Here is a 16,395-nt window from a genome sequence, read left to right on the forward strand (position 1 = left end):
TAGTAATTTCGCGTGCTGGGAAAGGATCGCGTTGCTCACAGAAGTGAGCAGTCAGCGAGATTTAACTTCCCGGCAATCCGCGCCCGAGTGGCGGAATTGGCAGACGCGCTGCACTCAAAATGCAGTATCGAAAGGTGTGTGGGTTCGAGTCCCACCTCGGGCACGGCATACCCCCTCGTCAGAGGGGTTTTTGCTCTAGCGTGTGTACATTCTGGTGGTCAGGTCCAGGGCCGTGGCTGGTTGGCCCTCCGCTTGCTCTGAACTGGAGGTAGGGTCCTCTCTTGGTGCGTTCGGTAGGACGTGGTTGGCCTTACACCTCTTCATGGATGTGAGGGCTGAGTGCGACATGACTTCGAGGAACTGCGCAGATGCCGCCTGGATCCGGCTATCTTTTGGCGTGAGCAGACCGGGGCTGCATTGTCAGGGTAAAGCGGGTGGGGACAAGGCCCGATAGAGCCCGGCTATGCAGCAGACCTGAAGGTCCCGTCTCAAACCGAAGACACTCGGCGGAAGCACCACATAGCCGAGTGTCTTCGGGCCCCGGCGTCTTGGCCGGCGGGAAAGGCTGGCCCACTGAGGAGCAGCTATAGCTACTTCCCGCCCGGTTGGTGCGGGAAGACCAGCAGCGTGCTTGTGGCAGTGGCGAGGAGTTTTCCGTCGGCGGTGCTGAGGCGTCCTTCGGTGAAGATTGCCCGCGGGCCTGCTTTGACAACTGACCCCTCCGCGCGCAGCGCGCCTTTTTGAAGCGTGATGGGCCGCAGGTACTTGACCGCCAGATCGATAGAGGTGTACCCGATCCCTGCATCCAAGGTGGTGTGTGCCGCGCAGCCGAGCACCGTGTCCAGGAGCGTGCATGCCAGGCCGCCGTGCACCATGCCGAGCGGGTTGTAATGCGCTTCGCCCGGCCAGCACTGGAACTCGACGTGTCCGAACTTCGCGTCGACGAGATCGAATTTCATGAGCGAAGCGATCGGCGGCGGCGCAATGCTGCCATCGCGGAGACCGGAAAAGTAGTCCATACCCGACAGCCGTGGCAGCTTTTCGAGCGCGATTGCCGGATCAATCCACGTGAATGTTTCAGAGCGTCTTGCGGAGGCGTCGGTTGTCACAGGGTTCTCCTTTGGGCTCTCATGACTTCCCGTTTTGCTGCGGTCATACCGGGGTGCTGGCTGCCAATGCGGGGTACAGATCCGAGATCGGCCCAGATAGGCCGAGCTTCACCCCTGCGCTGATTTCGTCCACGATGACCTCGTAGTCACCCTGTTCAAGCCCATCGAAGGACTTCCGTGCGGCTTCCTCGGCCGAGGTCTTCGGGGCATTGACGCCCTCGGCCATGGCTGTGTCCATGTAGCCGACGTGAACACCCGTGACCTGCGTGCCTTGGGGCGCCAATTCCTGGCGGAAGGAGTTAGTCGCCGACCACAGCCCGGCCTTTGACGCGCTGTAGGCGCCGGTGAGGGCGATCCAGCTGAGCACCGAGTGAATGTTGAGTACCGCTGAAGTCCCGCTGGCAGCGAGGACCGGTGCGAATGCCCTGGTCAAGGCAACCGGCCCGAAGAAGTTTGTCTCCATGATTTCGCGGAACTTCTCGTCGGAGAGAGTCAGGAACGTGTCCGATTCGACGCTGATGCCGGCGTTGTTGATCAGAACGGTGACGTCCTGGGCCTGAGTAACTGCGGTCCGGATCGAGTCAGGGTTGGTGACATCGAGGGCGAGGGGGACGACTCGGGAGTCGCTCCACTCCTGCGGTCGGCGGGCCGTTGCATAAACCTTCGCGGCACCCCGGGCGAGGGCCTGTTCCACGAGCTCGCGGCCCAAACCTCCATTCGCGCCAGTAACGAGGACGACGGCGCCAGCTAGCAATGACATGGATTCTCCTGAACTCAGATTGGAGGCGACGCGGTCGTCGCGACCTCAGAGCATCAGACTAACGGAGTAAGTTGGATTTTCCAACCTACTTGTATACTTGAGGAAATTAAACGAAAGCAGGTGACAGGTGAACCGTTCGATCAACAAGGAACCTGATGGGCCCCGGGCGTGTTTTATCGCGGCGGGGCTCGACGTTCTGGGGGAGCGGTGGGCGCTGCTGGCGCTCCGCGAGATGTCCCTGGGCGTACACCGGTTCGATCAGATCGCGCGGAATACCGGGGCGTCCCGTGACATACTTACGGGCCGGCTGCGCACTCTCGAAAGCCGCGGCGTGATTGAGCGCGTCCAGTACTCCGAACACCCCCCGCGCTACGAATACCACCTCACAACTTCCGGGGCCGAAGTAGCCCCCATCCTCATCGCACTCGCAGCATGGAGCAGTGCGTGGATGCGCGACGAGACTCCCCGTGCTTCCTACCAGCACAGTTGCGGTGCCGACCTGCAACCAGTGGTGTCGTGTGCGGTGTGCGGTGAGGAATTCGCCCAAGGAAGCCTGATGCTCGGGCCGCTTGTGTCAGCGGCTGGTTCGGAGCCGGCGTCCGAGGACTAAAAACAGACAGGCAAGAGGACGACGGCGGTACCTCCCGCCGTCGTCCTCTTGCCCTACTGAGCCTGAACCAACTGTCTAGCCCTGCTGCCTTTGCAGTGCCCGCCCCAGTCGTGCAGCCGCTTCCTCAAGCTTTGCGGCGGAACGTCACCGTACGCCGGGCTCAGATGCCGATCAGCGTCAGTGCACACATGGAATGAGCGCCTATGCAAGGTCAGCAGCTGGCTGCATGGACAGTGAAAAACTGCGAGTGCAGCCCCCTGTGAAGGGCGGACGCGCAGGCGGCAGGGACCGAAGTCCGGGACAACCCGCTTGGCAGCCCCCGAGCTGTTGGCGCCGCCAAACAACGAAGCTGAATTGATCTAACCGAACAGGGTTTGCTCGAGCCCAGGCTCAAACTCGTCTTGGCGTCCGTGACAAGCCGTCAGTGCTCGACACGGACGATGAAGTGTGGTGATCAATCCTCGGAACCATGCGTACGGCACGCTAAGTGCCTCGTCCTGCTTCTGTAAGGAATTTAAAGGCGCTCCACGGCCTCGAAACCAATCGGCAGTCCTGTCGATGCCGGGCTGCGAACGATGGCTGACGCTGCTGTCCCGCACGGAACACAGCCTGTCCGTCACAAGAAAGGCATGCCAATTCCTGACGGGTTGCTCTCTGCTCTTCCGGAAGTAGCCCGGCAAATTCTGTTGCGGTCCATTCCTTGCCATCCAATATGCTTTTTGCCATATACAAGGTGCCTCCTCGTGTATTGCTAACTGAAGTTCGAACGGCCATCAAGAAGCTCCGCCGTCGGCCACCTTGCGACCGCCGGTATGCAGCGAGCCCGTGTCAGTCACCAGCCTGGGCGGGATAAGTTTCGGTACCTCATTGCGTGCAATCTTTGATATGGAGACGATTCGGCCGTCTGAATGTCGGGGCCGCAGGTAGCCCCTGCGGCCCTGACTGGCCTTCAGGTCTGTTATTTCGAGCTGGGTCGTCCGGGGATATGGCTAAGAATGGACTTGGAGAAGCCGCCATCGACGCAGATATCTTGACCGGTGACATAGCCGGATAGTGGGCTTACGAGAAATTCGATCACGTTGGCGATATCCATCGGATCTCCTATTCTTGCGAGCGGGATAATTTCCTCCCGTGCCTTCTTGATTTTGGGATCTTCATACATTTTTTCGGTCATCCGGGTATGGGTCATGCCGGGGGAGACCACGTTGACGCGGATGCCGTCGGGTGCCCATTCCAATGCCAGTGTCTGGGCCAACATTGTCAGCGCGGCCTTGCTTGGGCTGTAAGCGCCGGATCCCGCGTGCGGTTGTTGACCGGACATGGACGAGGTGAAGCAGGCGGCGCCGTGGCTGTCCTTCAGGTGCTGGTAACTTGCTTTGGCTAGAAGCCATGGGCCGCGCAGGTTGACGGAGAACATGGCGTCCCAGTCTTCAAGGGAGACGTCGCATATGGGTCCGGGGTTGGCGATCCCGGCGTTGGCTACCAGCGCGTCCAGGCCACCGAATTCTGCAACTGCAGCTTTGACCAGCTGGCTGGGCACATTGGGGTCGCCGAGATCACCTGCCAGTGCGATGGCAGCGCCTCCCATAGCCTGGATTGAACGAACGACCTGCTCTTGGCTGCTGTTTGGTTCGTGTCCGCAGACAGCAATCATTGGCTGCTCACCGCGCGCAATGGCTGCCTCCGCGAGTCTCATGGATGCTGCTGCGCCGATTCCGCTGCTTCCGCCACTGACCAAAGCCCTCATGACACAAACTCCTCTTTCAAGGTTGTTTCGCATTGAAAATTAGACCTCAACAATGCTGGTTTCTTCCATGCTCAAATAAATTCTTTGTGGGTCCCGGTTGCCGGCGTGAGGGACTAACTCTCCAGTTCCCATCCGTGGTTCTTGAGGTCCTGCATTGCTTTCGCAAATTCGTGGACCGGATTGTCTTCACGGATGATCTCCAGCACGACATTCCCGACGCCGCACGTGTCCTTGACGGCGTCGCCCAGCCCATCCCAGTCGATGACCCCCGTGCCGATGGGGTCGTGACCCCAAGTGTCCACACCGGTGTCGGAAATGTGCACCAGTCCGATGGCCGCCGACGAGGCTTCTCCTTATTTCGCATGTGATAAATCCTGACTAAAGGCGGGTAGCGGTCGGCGCCAAAGCGAATTAGCGGGTGTGATTTGCGACGGGCTACGGCCAATGTTAGCGTGGCATTTCAATCTGGAGTTTTCTCGGTCATCCGATTGCGTAACTGTGAAAGGATCGTTTTGGGGGCGGTTTTCAGCACGACAATGTTCATGATTGCGTTCTTGGTTGTAGCAGGCCTAATTCAAATGCTGGCATCGCAGGTTAAGTCCGGCGATTCGAAGCCAAACTATACGTTTGGCATCCGCTCGAAGGCTACTCTGTCGTCTGAGCGTGCATGGAACGCAGCACGCGCGTCAGCTCTAGGTGCTCTGAAAGCTATTCCGGTGATGCTCATCGGTTTTGTGGCAACATTGTGGGTCATATTTGCAGTACTACCCAAGGATGATTCAAGTGTTCCGTGGATCTTCTTCTCGGGCATGGGGTTCACGGCCATCATGGTGGCCCTGCTCATGCACATGTACTACAAAGCTGGCGATGAATAATTCAAAGCGATGATCAGTCCATAACTAAATTTCTCTTCTTTAATATTGGGGGATATTGTTTTTTATAGTTCTTCAAGTCGAACTTTAAGCAACAGCCTGGCTATGTTGCTATCTCTTCTGCTTGGCCCGGTTGGTATCTCGTCCGCTCAAGCATCTGTAGCTACCACTGTTTCAACGAAGAAGGCAGATTTCCGAGGAAACTACAGTGGCTTCCCTTAAAGCAAGTCGGCACCGGCTGGAACGCCATGAACCTGGTCAGCACCCCCGGGCGACTTCAACGGGGACCGTAAGCCAGATGTCTTGGCCCGCGACAGTGCAGGTGACCTGTGGATTTTGTAGATGATCCGAGGGTCTATCTGCGGGGTAGGCGGCGTGAGTACAGGCCGGGGTAGTCGATGATGAAACCGTCAGGATCGACCGTGATGTTGCAGGTGAAGTCGCTGTCCAGGGATTCATAGAGATACAGATTGACGGCGCTTCTCGTGTACGCCTGCGGGTCTGGCAGCACCCGGAGCGAGGGAGCTTCGATATAGGCCGTGGTGATCTCGGCCCGGGATCCAATGGCGAGGTTGAGACGCCGGATCGGCAGGGTGTTGGTGAAGGGGCTGAATCCCAGGTCGATGTCGATGGCGCCCTCCAGGTCCGGGCGTCGCTCGCCATTGACGCCCCAGGTTCCGTCATTGCCTCGCTGGACCTCCAGCCTCCGACTGTCGTGACCGTGAAGCGTGAGCTTACGAAAGACCCATTGGTCATCAAGGGTGACCTCATACTCGGAGCGCCCCTCACAGGAGGTGATGATGGATCGAGCCCGGAGACTTTTGCCCAACGTAAATGTGAGCCGTTCGACGCTGCGCGTCTGCATGCCATACCAGGTGTAGTCCACCGCCAGTTCCTCCCACCGCATCCGTGATAGCAACAGTTTCTGTGGAAGCTGCCTGATGGGGAAGCTTCTGCCCAGCCACTGTTTGATAGCGCCGGTTAACCTAAATAGGGCCGACATACCCTCCCTCAGTGGAACTTCCCGGGGTTATTGTTGGATACAACAATTGGGGGAGTAAGGATGAGGCCAATAACTGTCGGCAGCGGTAAGGGAACGGTCGCGCTCACCGATGGTGACGTCCTTCATCTGGTGTGGGGGCCACATACGGTCCTCCTGGCCGATGACGTCCACGATGCCATGGCCACGATCAACGAACTCGCGGACGGTGCAGAATTCCCGTTGCTCATCGATATCACGAACACCAAGGAAGTTACCCGCGGGGCCAAGGCGGTGTTCAGCACCAAGTGTGCCGCCTCCCGGATTGCTTTATTGGGCACCAGCCCTGTGAGCCGCGTGATAGCGAATTTCGCCATGTCACGACGGACGCTGCCTTCTCCTACAAGGTTCTTCACGTCCAAAGATGACGCCATGTCTTGGCTCGTCCAAGCGCAATCGCCAGAAGCCCTGGCTTGAGGGCTTGCTAACTCTTGCTTCTCCTCCGATCCTCGGGGAACGAGAATGCTGATGCGATCCGGCGCCGGACCCTCGAATCGGCAACCGCTGACGACCTGCAGGGTCCGCTCGGGGAGATCCTTCGGGTGTTGTTGGACGCGCCAGGAACCCAGCAAGCGGCTTTGTCCCTACGGGTCGGGGCGGGCGCTAGCCGGGTGCGTCCCCTGTGGACCCCCGTACCTGCAGCTGCGAGGGGACTTGGTGAACCCGGCCGGGCAGCTCCGGTGTGGCGAGGCGCTGCAGGATGAACTTGCCGGCCTCTACGCCAACTGCCAGGTTGCCGTTGTCCACGGAGGTCAGGGAGAGGTGTCGGATTTTGGCGAGATAGGTGTTGTCGTAGCCCACCAAGGACAGATCTTCGGGTACAGAGAGGCCAAGGTCGTCGGCGGCGGACAGGGCGCCAATGCAGGCGATGTCGTTGTAGGCAAAGATCGCGGTTGGCCTGTCCTCCGTGGACAATAAGCGGCTGGCCGCGGCATACGCATTTTCCTCACTCAGTCCGCCGGCGAGAACCACCGGCTCGAGCCCGGCGTCGCGCATGGTCCGCTCGAACGATTCCCGCCGGATTCGGCCTACTTCGGCCGGCCCCTGCAGATGTGCGATCCTCCGGTGCCCGAGCGTGAGGAGGTGTTCGGTGGCCTGGCGTGCACCGGCGTCGTCGTCATTGACCACAATATCGACCCCCGGCAACACTGGCTCGCGGGTTCCCGCCAGGACTACGGGGATAGTCTGCGCCGCCTTTTCGATCGCGGTGGATTCCGTCGTAGTGCCGACCACCACCAGGCCGTCAATCCTTTGCTCCAGCAGGGTCTCCACGGAACTGCGGCCAACGCGGGTGTCGGTGTAGGAGTCGGCGAGGACCGGTGAAACCCCCGCTGCGTGCAGCGAGGCCGTAAGCCCTTCCAGCAGTTCCACGAACCACGGGTTGCGGATGTCATTGAGCATCACACCGATGGTTCCGCTTCGAGGGCCGGACAGGCGTTGGGCCAGTCTGTTGGGCCGGTAACCCAGTTGCTCCATGGCTTCCAAGACAGCACGACGGCGGCCCTCACTGACGTTGACCGACCCCTGGAGGACCAGTGAGACCAGGGACTTGGAGACCCCCGCGGCGCTTGCGACGTCGCGGATGGTGGGCTTGGTGGCCGGCATGCAGTATCTCCTCTCGCAGCTTCCATCAAGCTTAGGGGCTTGACTGGGCCTGCTCGTCACCTCCATTATGGACCGGTCCAAGTAATTCCAAAGAGTCAAAGAGGATCTTCAATGAGTGCACCCAATTCGAGGCAGTTGGTCGCCGGAATGGTTGGTGGCGGTCCGGGCGCCGACATCGGCAAGACCCACCGTTACGCCATGCGGCTGGATGGCCACTACGATCTCCGGGCAGGAATTTTCGGGCGCGATGAGAGCAGTTCCCACGCCACCGCCGTCGAACTCGGCGTCGAATCGGGACGCAACTACCGCGACATCCAGGAGATGGCCGAGGCTGAGGCCGCCCGTGAGGACGGTGTGGACGTGGTGGTTGTGGCGACGCCCAACGACAGCCACTTCGAGATCGCACGGACGTTCCTGCAAAGGGGCATCTCCGTGGTGTGCGAGAAGCCCCTGACCCGGGACTCTGCCACTGCGGCCGAGCTGGTCCGGGTCGCGGAGGAGAACGATGCCATCCTTGCTGTCCCCCACTGCTATTCGGCCTACGCCATGGTGCGGCAAGCCGCGCGGATGGTCCGCAACGGCGAGCTGGGCGCCATTCGTTTTGTCGACGTCGAGCATGCATCGGGCTGGGCAGCAACACCCCTCGAGAACGAAGGCCACAAACAAGCCAAATGGCGCACCAACCCTGACATTGCTGGGTTCCCGAGTGTCGTGGGAGACCTCGGCACCCACGCCCTCCATCTGCTCCGCTACATCACCGGGCTCGAAGCGAAACGCTTGTCCGGCCGCTTGCAGACGTTCGTGCCTGGGCGGCGCGTTTTCGACAACGCCACCGTGGAACTTGAACTGACCGGCTCAGTTCCCGCGCGGCTGTGGGCCAGCATGGCGGCTACTGGCCATAACCACGGGCTCCGCATCCGGGTCTACGGCGAAAAGGGCAGCCTGGAATGGCAGCACGAGGACCCGCACCACCTCAAGGTCCAGGACCTCGCAGGGGCCACCACCATCCTCACGCACGGGCTCAGCACCTTGCACGACGACGCGTCCCGGCTCACGCGCGTGGGCCTCGGCCACCCGGAGGGCTTCCTTGAGGCCTTCGCCAATTTCTACTCGGACCTGGCTCAGGTGCTGCGCGCCCGCCGCAATGGAACGCCGATCCCCCGGCGTGAACTGTCCTTCCCGACGGGCGTTGACGGCTTGATCGGCGTTCAGTTCGTCGAAGCCGTCGCGGCATCGCATCACGATGACTCCGCCTGGAAAATCCTCGCCTCTGCCCTGAAGAATTTTGACCTGGAGAAAGCAGCACTCTGACATGCCCCGTTTCGCCCTCCTCGGAGCCGGTTTCATCGGCTCCGTCCACGCAGCCAACCTCGCAGCCCACCCCGGGATCGACTTCCGACTGGTGTACGACGTCGACCAACAACGGGCACAGACCCTCGCCGCCGCGCATGGCGCTTCGGCTGCCACCACCCTTGAGGAGGTCTTCGACCCTCAGGCGATCGACGCCGTCTTCATCGCGTCCTCCACCGATACGCACGCCGGGCACCTCCGCCGGGCCGCCGCCGTCGGAATCGCCGCGCTCTGCGAGAAGCCCATTGACCTGGACCTGGACCGGGCACGCGAGACCGCCACCTTCGCACAGGAGAGCGGCGTGCCCGTCATGGTGGACTTCAACCGCCGCTTCGACCGCGACTATGCCGAGCTCAAACGCGTAGTGGACTCGGGGGAGATCGGCGCAGTGGAGCTCATCCAGCTCACCTCCCGAGGCCCGTCCATGCCGCCGTTGTCCTACATCGCCGTATCCGGCGGCCAGATGCGCGACCAGACCGTCCACTTCTTCGACCTCGCTCGCTGGCTTTCCGGCCTGGACCCGGTGGAGGTTTTCGCCATGGGTTCGGCCCTGGCGGAGCCCGGCATCGCGGAGTACGACGACGTCGACACCTCCGCGGTCACGTTGCGGCTCCCCGGCGGGGCATTGGTCCAGATCGATTCCGCGCGTCGCACTGGCTACGGCTATGACGAACGGATCGAGATCATGGGCTCCAAAGGGATGGTGGAAGCCCGCCGGCACCGAAACGGCGCAGTGTCCAGATACTCTGGCAGCACTGTGGTGGACGACGGGCTTCACCCCGGTTGGTTTGAGCGCGTGCAACCGACGTATGCGGCGGCCCTCGCCGCTTTCGTGTCCTCGCTGGATGGCAGCACGGCGTCCATTCCTTCGCTGCAGGACGGACTGAAAGCCCAAGCTATCGCCGAAGCAGCCGTGCATTCCCTGCGCTCGGGCCGCATGGAACCCATTAAGTACTGAAGCAAAGGGACACACACGGTAGGAGCTGGACGTTCCATCTATCCGCAGTTCGACCGGAGCGCCGACAGGCGCAATTCCGTCGGCTGATACTGCTGTTCGTTTGAGTCGAACGTCCAGGCATCCAAGATCGGAGACGCAAGCCACGTGCGTCAGGGCATGTCGAGATTGCTGCGTATTCTCGGCGGTTTGGGTCTGGGCGTAACGGATGTCCTGGGGTGAACTACCAGCCGGAAGCGAGCCAGAAGGACTGGTGAATCGAATCGTGGCCCTACTGGTCCACGTTTCGGGCAAGGTTGTTAGTACATCCCTGAACGCTGTTAAGTTCGTAGCACTGAGCCCCGGCTTTGACCTAAGCGATGTCTCTTGAGCGTCTGCAAAACGAAGTGCACGGCGGCTGGCCTGCTGCGACGTGGATCGTTCCTCTGTCAACGGACCTGCTGCTGTGGTCTCCCGGTAGATCTGGAATGGTGTGGCTGGGAAAGTACCGCTTTTAGGCCATCAGGTTGAGCCCTGATTCTTATGGCATGTCCAAGTCGTTCCGGTAGGCGGTGTTTTTGTTGGTGTTCCAGCTTGCGATGATGCCGGCGCCGAGCATGTGGTCGGTGAGGCGCGAAGCGGTAGCCGGGGTCGGTGTCGAGGGCTAGCTGGAGGTATGGGTGGGCTTTGGATCCTCTGCCTTCCCACCAGTTGATGTAGCCGATGGTGGGGATGGGCGCGGCGTGCTCGGGGCTGGTGAGTGTGCAGTTAGCAGCCGCCGGCGGACGGAACTGGATGGTTTCCATGTGGTGTTCGACGGCGGCCGCGTCCTCTGGCTTGTGGGTCGCCGCCGGCAGGGTGACGCGGGTGGTGGGTGCGATTGTGCTGCTGCGGTCTATGAACTCAGCGTTGACCTGTGCGTATTCGGTGGAGCTGATCGGGATGGCGATGTTATCCCCGGGGGTGTCGTAGGGGGAAGTAGGTGGTGTTGGTGACCCCTGGCCGGCAAACGACAACACCGCCCCTTCTTTCGAGAAGAGGCGGTGTTGTCAGGAAGTGTTCAGGAGGCGGCTTCGGGTTCTCCGAGCGAGAGCATCAGCCGGTTGGCCCAGTTGAAGAATGCCGCGCCGTGGACGACGTCTGAAATCTCCAGGGCATCCAATCCTGCATCCTTAAGGGCCTGGATGTGGCCAGTGTTCAGGCTGGAAGGCGTGTGGGCAAGGGCTGCGGCGGCAGCGGTAATGGCGTTCCATCGCGGGCCGAGGTCCGCGGTTGGGCCATCGTCGAGAAGGCGCTGGACGTCGTCGTGCCTTTCTGAATAGTGGGTTGCGAACCGCGAGTGGACGGAGGCGCAAAAAACGCAGCCGTTCTCCCGTGAAGTGGCCGTCGCTGCGAGCTCGCGCTCGGCTCGGGGGAGACCTTCCTTGGTGTTGTAGAAAATGTCCTTGTCTGTCCTGGTCCTCGCGCCGAGGATGTCAGGGTCACGGGCCAGCAGTCGAAAATAATCGCTCGTCGCGCGCGACCGGTCAACCAAGCCGTCGTACTGCCGTTCGGTCAGTTCCTCTACAGCCGGGGCCTCCAGCCAGGGCACCCAGCCCAGCTGGTCCTGGGTGAAGGCATCGGGGCGGCTCAGCCCAGGGTGGGTAATGACCTGATCGCTCACGAGTAGATCCTTTCGTTCTGTACTTCGACACGCTCGGCTTCTTCAGCCGAAGATGGGACATTGAGCAGCTCCAGCCCTGTGATGATCCGGAGCTGGTAGGAAAGGAATGCGACAAGTTGGGACAGGGTCACGATTCCCGTAGTTGTCCAGCCTGCGGAGAGCAGGGCCTGAAGCGCTGCTGGAGAGGCCTCCCGGGGCCGGAAGACCAGCAGGTGGGCGTGCTCCAATGCTGCAGCGAGTCGGGGACTCAGGGTATCCCGCAGTTCCTGCCCGGCAATCCATTGGAGGCCGGCCGTGTTCTCGCCCTGCAGACCCGGTTCGCGGTACTTCCCGTAGGGACCTTCCGTGGCAGCGGAATGCGCCGCCTCTCGAACAGCTGCCGTCAGGGCGGCGTCGGCACCTGCCTGCACGAGTCCTGAGGCGTAGAAGGCAGCGGCGGCGTGGTTTTCGTGAACAAGCGCAACAAACAGGGCGACGGCGTAACGCTCGGTCGCCCCGGCGTCGTCCAGTTGCCCGCTGTGGAACAGCGCGAGGTAGCTCGCTTGCGTGTTGTCACGGGTGATTGGGCGGCGGCGCCGCAGCTCGTCCAACGGCGAGCCCGGGATGACTCCCAGTATGTCGTCGACGGCGTCAGTGAAGGTGTTGCTCATTTCTCTCCTTGTAGGGCGGGTACGGGTGTTGGAACAGGCTTCCAGCCGAGTCGCGGAACGACCTGTGTCGCCGCGAGCTTGATGGAACGCAGGATGTGCTCGTGCGGTGGGTCGATGGAGTGCACCTGGAAAGTCACATCGGTGGCCCGCTCCAGGACGCTGTCGCGGCTTAGCGATTCGACGACGTCCTCAACCGAACCCACGTGTGAGTCCGTGGCCGGGATGAGGTCCTCCACCTTGTGGCTGGCGAACACATGACCCTGGCGCTCGAAGTGCGGGACGATCCTTCTCAGACCCGTTTCGGCGAAGCGGAGGGCAGTTGCCCGGTCATCTTCCAGTGGCAGGGTGATGATTCCGGTACCGAGGCGGATCCGGGAGGTGCGGGCAGCGGCATAGGCGAGGAAGATCAACGGTGCAGGCAGTCCGCCCTCGGCTTCGTTGAAGTGGTGTTGCGCCACCCAAGCGGCATCGAACCCTTCGGATTCGGCAGCCTGTATCTGCTCCAAGGCGAGCCTGTAACGTTCGGCCGGTCCGGCGTCGTCGAGCAATCGCGTAAAGAAGCCGATCCGCTTGGATCCTTGCGTGTGCTGGGTCATGGCCGTGCCTTTCGGTTGCCTGGGATCGCTTCGATCAATTCGCGGGTGTATGCATGCTGGGGATGGTCGAACACTTCGGTGACGGGTCCGGCCTCTACCTGCCGTCCGGCGCTCATCACTGACACGGTGTCGGCAATCTGCCGGACTACTGCCAGGTCATGGGTGATGAAGATGTACGTCAGATCCAGTTGCGTCTGGAGTTCTTCCAGGAGGGTGAGGATTTGGGACTGGACGGTGACATCCAGCGCCGAGACGGCCTCGTCCAGGATCAGGACCTCCGGGTTGAGCACCAGCGCCCTGGCAATCGCGACGCGCTGGCGCTGGCCTCCCGAGAGTTCACGCGGGTGCTTGGGCAACAGAGTGGCAGGCAAGTGCACGCGGTCAAGCAATTCGCGGACGATCCTCTCCCGCTCCGAACGCGGAACGGGATCAAAGTTCAGGAGGGGCTCCTCGATGATCCGTTCGATGCTCTGGCGCGGATCCAAAGAAGTGAAGGGGTTCTGGTAGACCAACTGGACGTGTTTGCGGAACTGCCGCAGGCCCTTGGCATCCAGGCCTGACAACTCGAGCCCGCTGATGGTGATGCTGCCTGAAGTGGGGCGCTGGAATCCTGCGAGGGCACGGGCAGTGGTGGTCTTGCCTGATCCGGACTCACCCACAATGGCGTGGGTGCGTCCGCGGGGCACCTGGAAACCCACGTCATCCACGGCACGAAAGGGCGTCTGGCTGCGCCCGGTTTCGAACTCTTGGATGAGACTGGACACGGCTACTGCGATGTCGCGGCCAGGGGTCGGAGCAGGGCGCGCCGTGACAGGCGAAAGAGACGGAGCATCAGCCAGCAATTGCCTCGTGTAGCTGCTGGTGGGATTGGCCAAAACCCGTGCGGTCGGGCCTTGTTCCTGGACCCTGCCGTCCTTGAGTACCACCAGTTGGTCTGCGCGGTCAGCGGCAACTCCGAGGTCGTGGGTGACGAAAAGGACCGCCGTCCCTGTCTCGGCACGGAGTTCGTCGATCAGGTCCAGGATGCGGCGCTGCACGGTGACATCGAGTGCACTGGTGGCCTCATCGGCGATAATCAGTTGCGGTTCCAGGGCAATGGCGGCGGCAATGAGCACTCGCTGTTTCATGCCACCCGAGAGTTCGTGGGCGTACTGGCCGGCACGGCGTTCCGGCTCCGGTATGCCTACCCGCTCCAGGAGTTCCAGGACGCGCCGCCTTCGTTCGGTCTTGGGCAGCTTGGTATGTAGCCGGAGCACCTCCTCGACCTGGGCTCCCACAGTGAGCACGGGGTTCAGCGAACTCGTGGGATCCTGTGGAATCAAGGCGATCTTGGCGCCGCGGATGGATTCGAGGCGCTTTTGCGACCAGCCGGCGATGTCCGTGCCGTTGAGCAGGATGCTGCCGCCGTCCACGCGTCCGTTGCCGGCGAGGAGGCCGATGACTGCCTGTGCTGTGGTGGATTTTCCGGAGCCTGATTCACCCACGAGCGCCAGGACCTCGCCGGGGGAGATCTGCAGGGAGACGTCGTGGACCACCCTGCGGTGTGTTCGGTGCTTGTCGGCGTAGGACACCGACAGGTTCCGCAGTTCCAGGACAGGCAACGGTGTGTTCTGTCCCGTTGCCGCTGCAGCCGGCTCTGTAAGGACGTTGCTCACGGTTGTACCTTTCGGATCGAGTGGCTGATGCGGTTGGCTGACAGGACCACGGCCACCACAACCAGGCCCGGGTAGGTGGTCAGCCACCAGGATGTGGCCACGTAGTTGCGGCCCTCGGCGATCAAGAGTCCCCATTCAGGAGTGGGGGGCGGAGCGCCGTAGCCAAGGAACCCGAGCGTGGAGATCGCCAGGATCGCACTGCCGAATTGCAGGGCGATGAGCGCAAGCACCGGTCCGGCCGAATTCGGCAGGATGTGGCGCCGCAATACTGAAGCGAACGTGCCGCCACTTCCGAAGGCAGCTTCAACGAAGTCGCTCCGGCGGACCCTCAGGACTTCGGACCGTGACAGCCGGGCAAAGCTGGCGATGGAACCCACGCCCACGGCAATTGCGGCATTCACCGTGCCGAACCCAAGAATGATGATGATGCTCAGTGAGAGCAGGAGGCTTGGGATAGACAACAGCACATCCACTACCCGCATCACCACGTTGTCGGTTGCTCCACCCAGGGAACCTGCGAGCAGTCCCAGGAGGGTTCCCACCACGAGCCCCACCCCGACGGCCACGAGGGCACCTGTTACTGAGTTGATGGAACCGTGGATCATCCTCGACAGGAGGTCGCGGCCCAGTTCATCCGTGCCGAGCAGGTACTCGCTGCTTGGTGGCAGGAGTTTGTCTCGTGCCTTGCCCGACGTGGGGTTGTGGCCGGTGAAGAGTCCCGGTGCGATGGTCCATAGGGCAACGATTCCCAGGACCAGCCAAGCCAGCACCAGTCCTGGCTGGACCCGGGGAAATGCGCGGCGTTCCCGGCCCTTGGGCTGGATGTCCCGTTGCGGGGCGGGGACCACAGTTGCCTGGCTCACGTGAGTGCTCCTGTCTTTTGCTTGAGCCGGGGATCCAGGACGGGGTAGAGCAGATCCACGGCGAGGTTCACCAGCACGAAGGCCGCTGCGGCAAGGACCACCACGGCCTGCAATACTGCGGCGTCCTGGTTGTTGACGGCCTGCTGCGTCAACTGTCCGACGCCGTTGCGCCCGAATACGGTCTCCGTCACCACGGCGCCGCCAATGAGTTCGCCCAACAGAACACCCGCGATGGTCAAGGCCGGCAATACCGCGTTTCGGGCCACGTGATGAGCCAGGACCCAGGCGTTGCTGCCGCCGCGTGAACGGGCGACGGCGACAAACGGTTGGGTGCGCACGTCATCGATGCTGCGGATCAGCACTTGGGCCAGGGGAGCGGAGATCGGGACGGCGAGCGTCGCCACCGGAAGGATCAGCCCCAGGGCCTCGGGCGGGTTGATCACGGGAATGAGCTTGAGCCGGAAGGAGAAGATCTGGATCAGTACGATGCCAAGCCAAAACACGGGAACGGAGACCAGCAATGACGGCAGGGACTCGATGGCGTTGCGCAGCCATGCGAAGGGAGCGAGGCTGGCGAGGAACGCGATGGCTGTCGCCAGGATGACAGCGGCCAGGAATCCCAGCCCGGCAAGCGCCAGGGTCGACGGTACATTGGCTGCGAGTTGATCAACAACGGGCACCCCGGCCTGCACTGAATAGCCGAGGTTCCCCGTGAGGAAGCCGGCGAGGGAGTTCAGGTATTGCAGGAACAATGGAGTGTCTGCCCCGTACGAGTTACGGATGTCGGCGATCTCTGCAGGGCTCAGGCCCATGTCTGGATTCTGGTACTTGATCAGGAGGGCGTCCCCGGGCAGCGCCTGCAACAGCACGAAGGCGATCGTAAACGCTGCCCAGAGGACCAGTACCGCCTGGCCGATACAGTTCAGGAGATAACGCTGCATG

Annotated in this window: 19 protein-coding genes, 1 tRNA gene and 1 pseudogene; 7 read left to right on the forward strand and 14 right to left on the reverse strand. The window is 61.7% G+C overall.

Annotated features, from left to right (window positions below; translation table 11 throughout):
* Window positions 1-81: 81 nt before the first annotated feature.
* Window positions 82-163 (forward strand) — tRNA-Leu (locus tag ACNQOP_RS00170).
* Between the two features lie 427 nt (window positions 164-590).
* Here the strand turns inward: ACNQOP_RS00170 and ACNQOP_RS00175 are convergent.
* Together ACNQOP_RS00175 and ACNQOP_RS00180 are read right to left on the reverse strand one after the other, a co-directional pair.
* Complete coding sequence (locus tag ACNQOP_RS00175; RefSeq protein ID WP_416402879.1) at window positions 591-1,109, reverse strand: PaaI family thioesterase; 519 nt, start codon at window positions 1,107-1,109, stop codon at window positions 591-593.
* Between the two features lie 43 nt (window positions 1,110-1,152).
* Entirely contained in the window at window positions 1,153-1,869 is a 717-nt protein-coding gene (locus tag ACNQOP_RS00180; RefSeq protein WP_257368274.1) for an SDR family oxidoreductase, read from the reverse strand.
* 127 nt (window positions 1,870-1,996) lie between these two features.
* On the opposite strand from ACNQOP_RS00180, the gene ACNQOP_RS00185 reads away from it, so the two are divergent.
* Complete coding sequence (locus tag ACNQOP_RS00185) at window positions 1,997-2,479, forward strand: winged helix-turn-helix transcriptional regulator (protein WP_416402880.1); 483 nt, start codon at window positions 1,997-1,999, stop codon at window positions 2,477-2,479.
* A gap of 483 nt (window positions 2,480-2,962) precedes the next feature.
* Here the strand turns inward: ACNQOP_RS00185 and ACNQOP_RS00190 are convergent, their stop codons facing one another.
* The 3 genes from ACNQOP_RS00190 to ACNQOP_RS00200 all read right to left on the reverse strand — a co-directional run bounded on the left by ACNQOP_RS00190 (window position 2,963) and on the right by ACNQOP_RS00200 (window position 4,549).
* On the reverse strand, window positions 2,963-3,253 hold the full coding sequence (locus ACNQOP_RS00190) for a competence protein CoiA family protein (RefSeq protein WP_350309821.1): 291 nt from the start codon (window positions 3,251-3,253) through the stop codon (window positions 2,963-2,965).
* A 184-nt stretch (window positions 3,254-3,437) separates the two neighbouring features.
* On the reverse strand, window positions 3,438-4,226 hold the full coding sequence (locus ACNQOP_RS00195) for an SDR family NAD(P)-dependent oxidoreductase (RefSeq protein WP_416402881.1): 789 nt from the start codon (window positions 4,224-4,226) through the stop codon (window positions 3,438-3,440).
* Between the two features lie 113 nt (window positions 4,227-4,339).
* Entirely contained in the window at window positions 4,340-4,549 is a 210-nt protein-coding gene (locus tag ACNQOP_RS00200) for a sugar phosphate isomerase/epimerase (protein ID WP_257368271.1), read from the reverse strand.
* Between the two features lie 129 nt (window positions 4,550-4,678).
* Between ACNQOP_RS00200 and ACNQOP_RS00205 the strand changes: the two genes are divergently transcribed.
* Window positions 4,679-5,101, forward strand: a complete 423-nt coding sequence (locus ACNQOP_RS00205; RefSeq protein WP_257368270.1) for an SdpI family protein — start codon at window positions 4,679-4,681, stop codon at window positions 5,099-5,101.
* Window positions 5,102-5,392: 291 nt separating this feature from the next.
* Window positions 5,393-5,440, forward strand: a pseudogene (locus ACNQOP_RS00210) (hypothetical protein); the annotation flags it as partial.
* A 13-nt stretch (window positions 5,441-5,453) separates the two neighbouring features.
* Here the strand turns inward: ACNQOP_RS00210 and ACNQOP_RS00215 are convergent.
* Window positions 5,454-5,984, reverse strand: coding sequence for a putative glycolipid-binding domain-containing protein (locus ACNQOP_RS00215; RefSeq protein ID WP_257368269.1), 531 nt, complete (start codon window positions 5,982-5,984; stop codon window positions 5,454-5,456).
* A 177-nt stretch (window positions 5,985-6,161) separates the two neighbouring features.
* Between ACNQOP_RS00215 and ACNQOP_RS00220 the strand changes: the two genes are divergently transcribed.
* Window positions 6,162-6,554, forward strand: a complete 393-nt coding sequence (locus ACNQOP_RS00220; protein WP_257368268.1) for an STAS/SEC14 domain-containing protein — start codon at window positions 6,162-6,164, stop codon at window positions 6,552-6,554.
* A gap of 186 nt (window positions 6,555-6,740) precedes the next feature.
* On the opposite strand, the gene ACNQOP_RS00225 is transcribed toward ACNQOP_RS00220, so the two are convergent.
* Entirely contained in the window at window positions 6,741-7,742 is a 1,002-nt protein-coding gene (locus ACNQOP_RS00225) for a LacI family DNA-binding transcriptional regulator (protein WP_257368267.1), read from the reverse strand.
* Window positions 7,743-7,853: 111 nt separating this feature from the next.
* On the opposite strand from ACNQOP_RS00225, the gene ACNQOP_RS00230 reads away from it, so the two are divergent.
* Window positions 7,854-9,053, forward strand: a complete 1,200-nt coding sequence (locus ACNQOP_RS00230; protein WP_257368266.1) for a Gfo/Idh/MocA family protein — start codon at window positions 7,854-7,856, stop codon at window positions 9,051-9,053.
* Between the two features lies 1 nt (window position 9,054).
* Window positions 9,055-10,050 (forward strand): Gfo/Idh/MocA family oxidoreductase, encoded by a 996-nt coding sequence (locus ACNQOP_RS00235; RefSeq protein ID WP_416402883.1) that lies wholly within the window; start codon window positions 9,055-9,057, stop codon window positions 10,048-10,050.
* 425 nt (window positions 10,051-10,475) lie between these two features.
* Here the strand turns inward: ACNQOP_RS00235 and ACNQOP_RS00240 are convergent, their stop codons facing one another.
* Genes ACNQOP_RS00240 through ACNQOP_RS00270 form a run of 7 tightly spaced genes read right to left on the reverse strand, consistent with a single transcriptional unit; the run spans window position 10,476 to window position 16,394 of the window.
* Window positions 10,476-11,045 carry a hypothetical protein gene (locus ACNQOP_RS00240; protein ID WP_416402884.1) on the reverse strand — a complete coding sequence of 190 codons (570 nt, stop codon included), beginning with the start codon at window positions 11,043-11,045 and terminating at the stop codon, window positions 10,476-10,478.
* Window positions 11,046-11,086: 41 nt separating this feature from the next.
* Window positions 11,087-11,689: an alkylhydroperoxidase domain protein gene (locus ACNQOP_RS00245; RefSeq protein WP_416402886.1), complete on the reverse strand. Its 603-nt coding sequence runs from the start codon at window positions 11,687-11,689 to the stop codon at window positions 11,087-11,089.
* The gene (locus ACNQOP_RS00250) at window positions 11,686-12,339 is read right to left on the reverse strand and encodes a CMD domain protein (protein ID WP_416402887.1); all 654 of its coding nucleotides are present in this window, start codon (window positions 12,337-12,339) and stop codon (window positions 11,686-11,688) included. Before ACNQOP_RS00250 ends, ACNQOP_RS00245 begins: the two co-directional genes overlap by 4 nt.
* A complete protein-coding gene (locus ACNQOP_RS00255) occupies window positions 12,336-12,935 on the reverse strand; it encodes an LLM class flavin-dependent oxidoreductase (protein WP_416402888.1) in 600 nt (199 codons plus the stop codon). Before ACNQOP_RS00255 ends, ACNQOP_RS00250 begins: the two co-directional genes overlap by 4 nt.
* Window positions 12,932-14,590, reverse strand: coding sequence for a dipeptide ABC transporter ATP-binding protein (locus ACNQOP_RS00260; protein WP_416402890.1), 1,659 nt, complete (start codon window positions 14,588-14,590; stop codon window positions 12,932-12,934). The genes ACNQOP_RS00255 and ACNQOP_RS00260 overlap by 4 nt, the downstream gene beginning before the upstream one ends.
* Complete coding sequence (locus tag ACNQOP_RS00265; protein WP_416402891.1) at window positions 14,587-15,453, reverse strand: ABC transporter permease; 867 nt, start codon at window positions 15,451-15,453, stop codon at window positions 14,587-14,589. Before ACNQOP_RS00265 ends, ACNQOP_RS00260 begins: the two co-directional genes overlap by 4 nt.
* Window positions 15,450-16,394 carry an ABC transporter permease gene (locus ACNQOP_RS00270; protein ID WP_416402892.1) on the reverse strand — a complete coding sequence of 315 codons (945 nt, stop codon included), beginning with the start codon at window positions 16,392-16,394 and terminating at the stop codon, window positions 15,450-15,452. Before ACNQOP_RS00270 ends, ACNQOP_RS00265 begins: the two co-directional genes overlap by 4 nt.
* Between the last annotated feature and the right edge of the window lies 1 nt (window position 16,395).

The organism is Arthrobacter sp. LFS091 (assembly GCF_047977885.1).
Classification (GTDB): domain Bacteria; phylum Actinomycetota; class Actinomycetes; order Actinomycetales; family Micrococcaceae; genus Arthrobacter.

Excerpts from the sequence above, each read along its gene's own strand:
- ACNQOP_RS00180 (WP_257368274.1), bottom strand. The coding sequence starts at position 1,869 with ATGTCATTGCTAGCTGGCGCCGTCGTCCTCGTTACTGGCGCGAATGGA.
- ACNQOP_RS00190 (WP_350309821.1), bottom strand. The coding sequence starts at position 3,253 with ATGGCCGTTCGAACTTCAGTTAGCAATACACGAGGAGGCACCTTGTAT.
- ACNQOP_RS00195 (WP_416402881.1), bottom strand. The coding sequence starts at position 4,226 with ATGAGGGCTTTGGTCAGTGGCGGAAGCAGCGGAATCGGCGCAGCAGCA.
- ACNQOP_RS00220 (WP_257368268.1), top strand. The coding sequence starts at position 6,162 with ATGAGGCCAATAACTGTCGGCAGCGGTAAGGGAACGGTCGCGCTCACC.
- ACNQOP_RS00225 (WP_257368267.1), bottom strand. The coding sequence starts at position 7,742 with ATGCCGGCCACCAAGCCCACCATCCGCGACGTCGCAAGCGCCGCGGGG.
- ACNQOP_RS00230 (WP_257368266.1), top strand. The coding sequence starts at position 7,854 with ATGAGTGCACCCAATTCGAGGCAGTTGGTCGCCGGAATGGTTGGTGGC.
- ACNQOP_RS00235 (WP_416402883.1), top strand. The coding sequence starts at position 9,055 with ATGCCCCGTTTCGCCCTCCTCGGAGCCGGTTTCATCGGCTCCGTCCAC.
- ACNQOP_RS00250 (WP_416402887.1), bottom strand. The coding sequence starts at position 12,339 with ATGAGCAACACCTTCACTGACGCCGTCGACGACATACTGGGAGTCATC.
- ACNQOP_RS00255 (WP_416402888.1), bottom strand. The coding sequence starts at position 12,935 with ATGACCCAGCACACGCAAGGATCCAAGCGGATCGGCTTCTTTACGCGA.
- ACNQOP_RS00270 (WP_416402892.1), bottom strand. The coding sequence starts at position 16,394 with ATGCAGCGTTATCTCCTGAACTGTATCGGCCAGGCGGTACTGGTCCTC.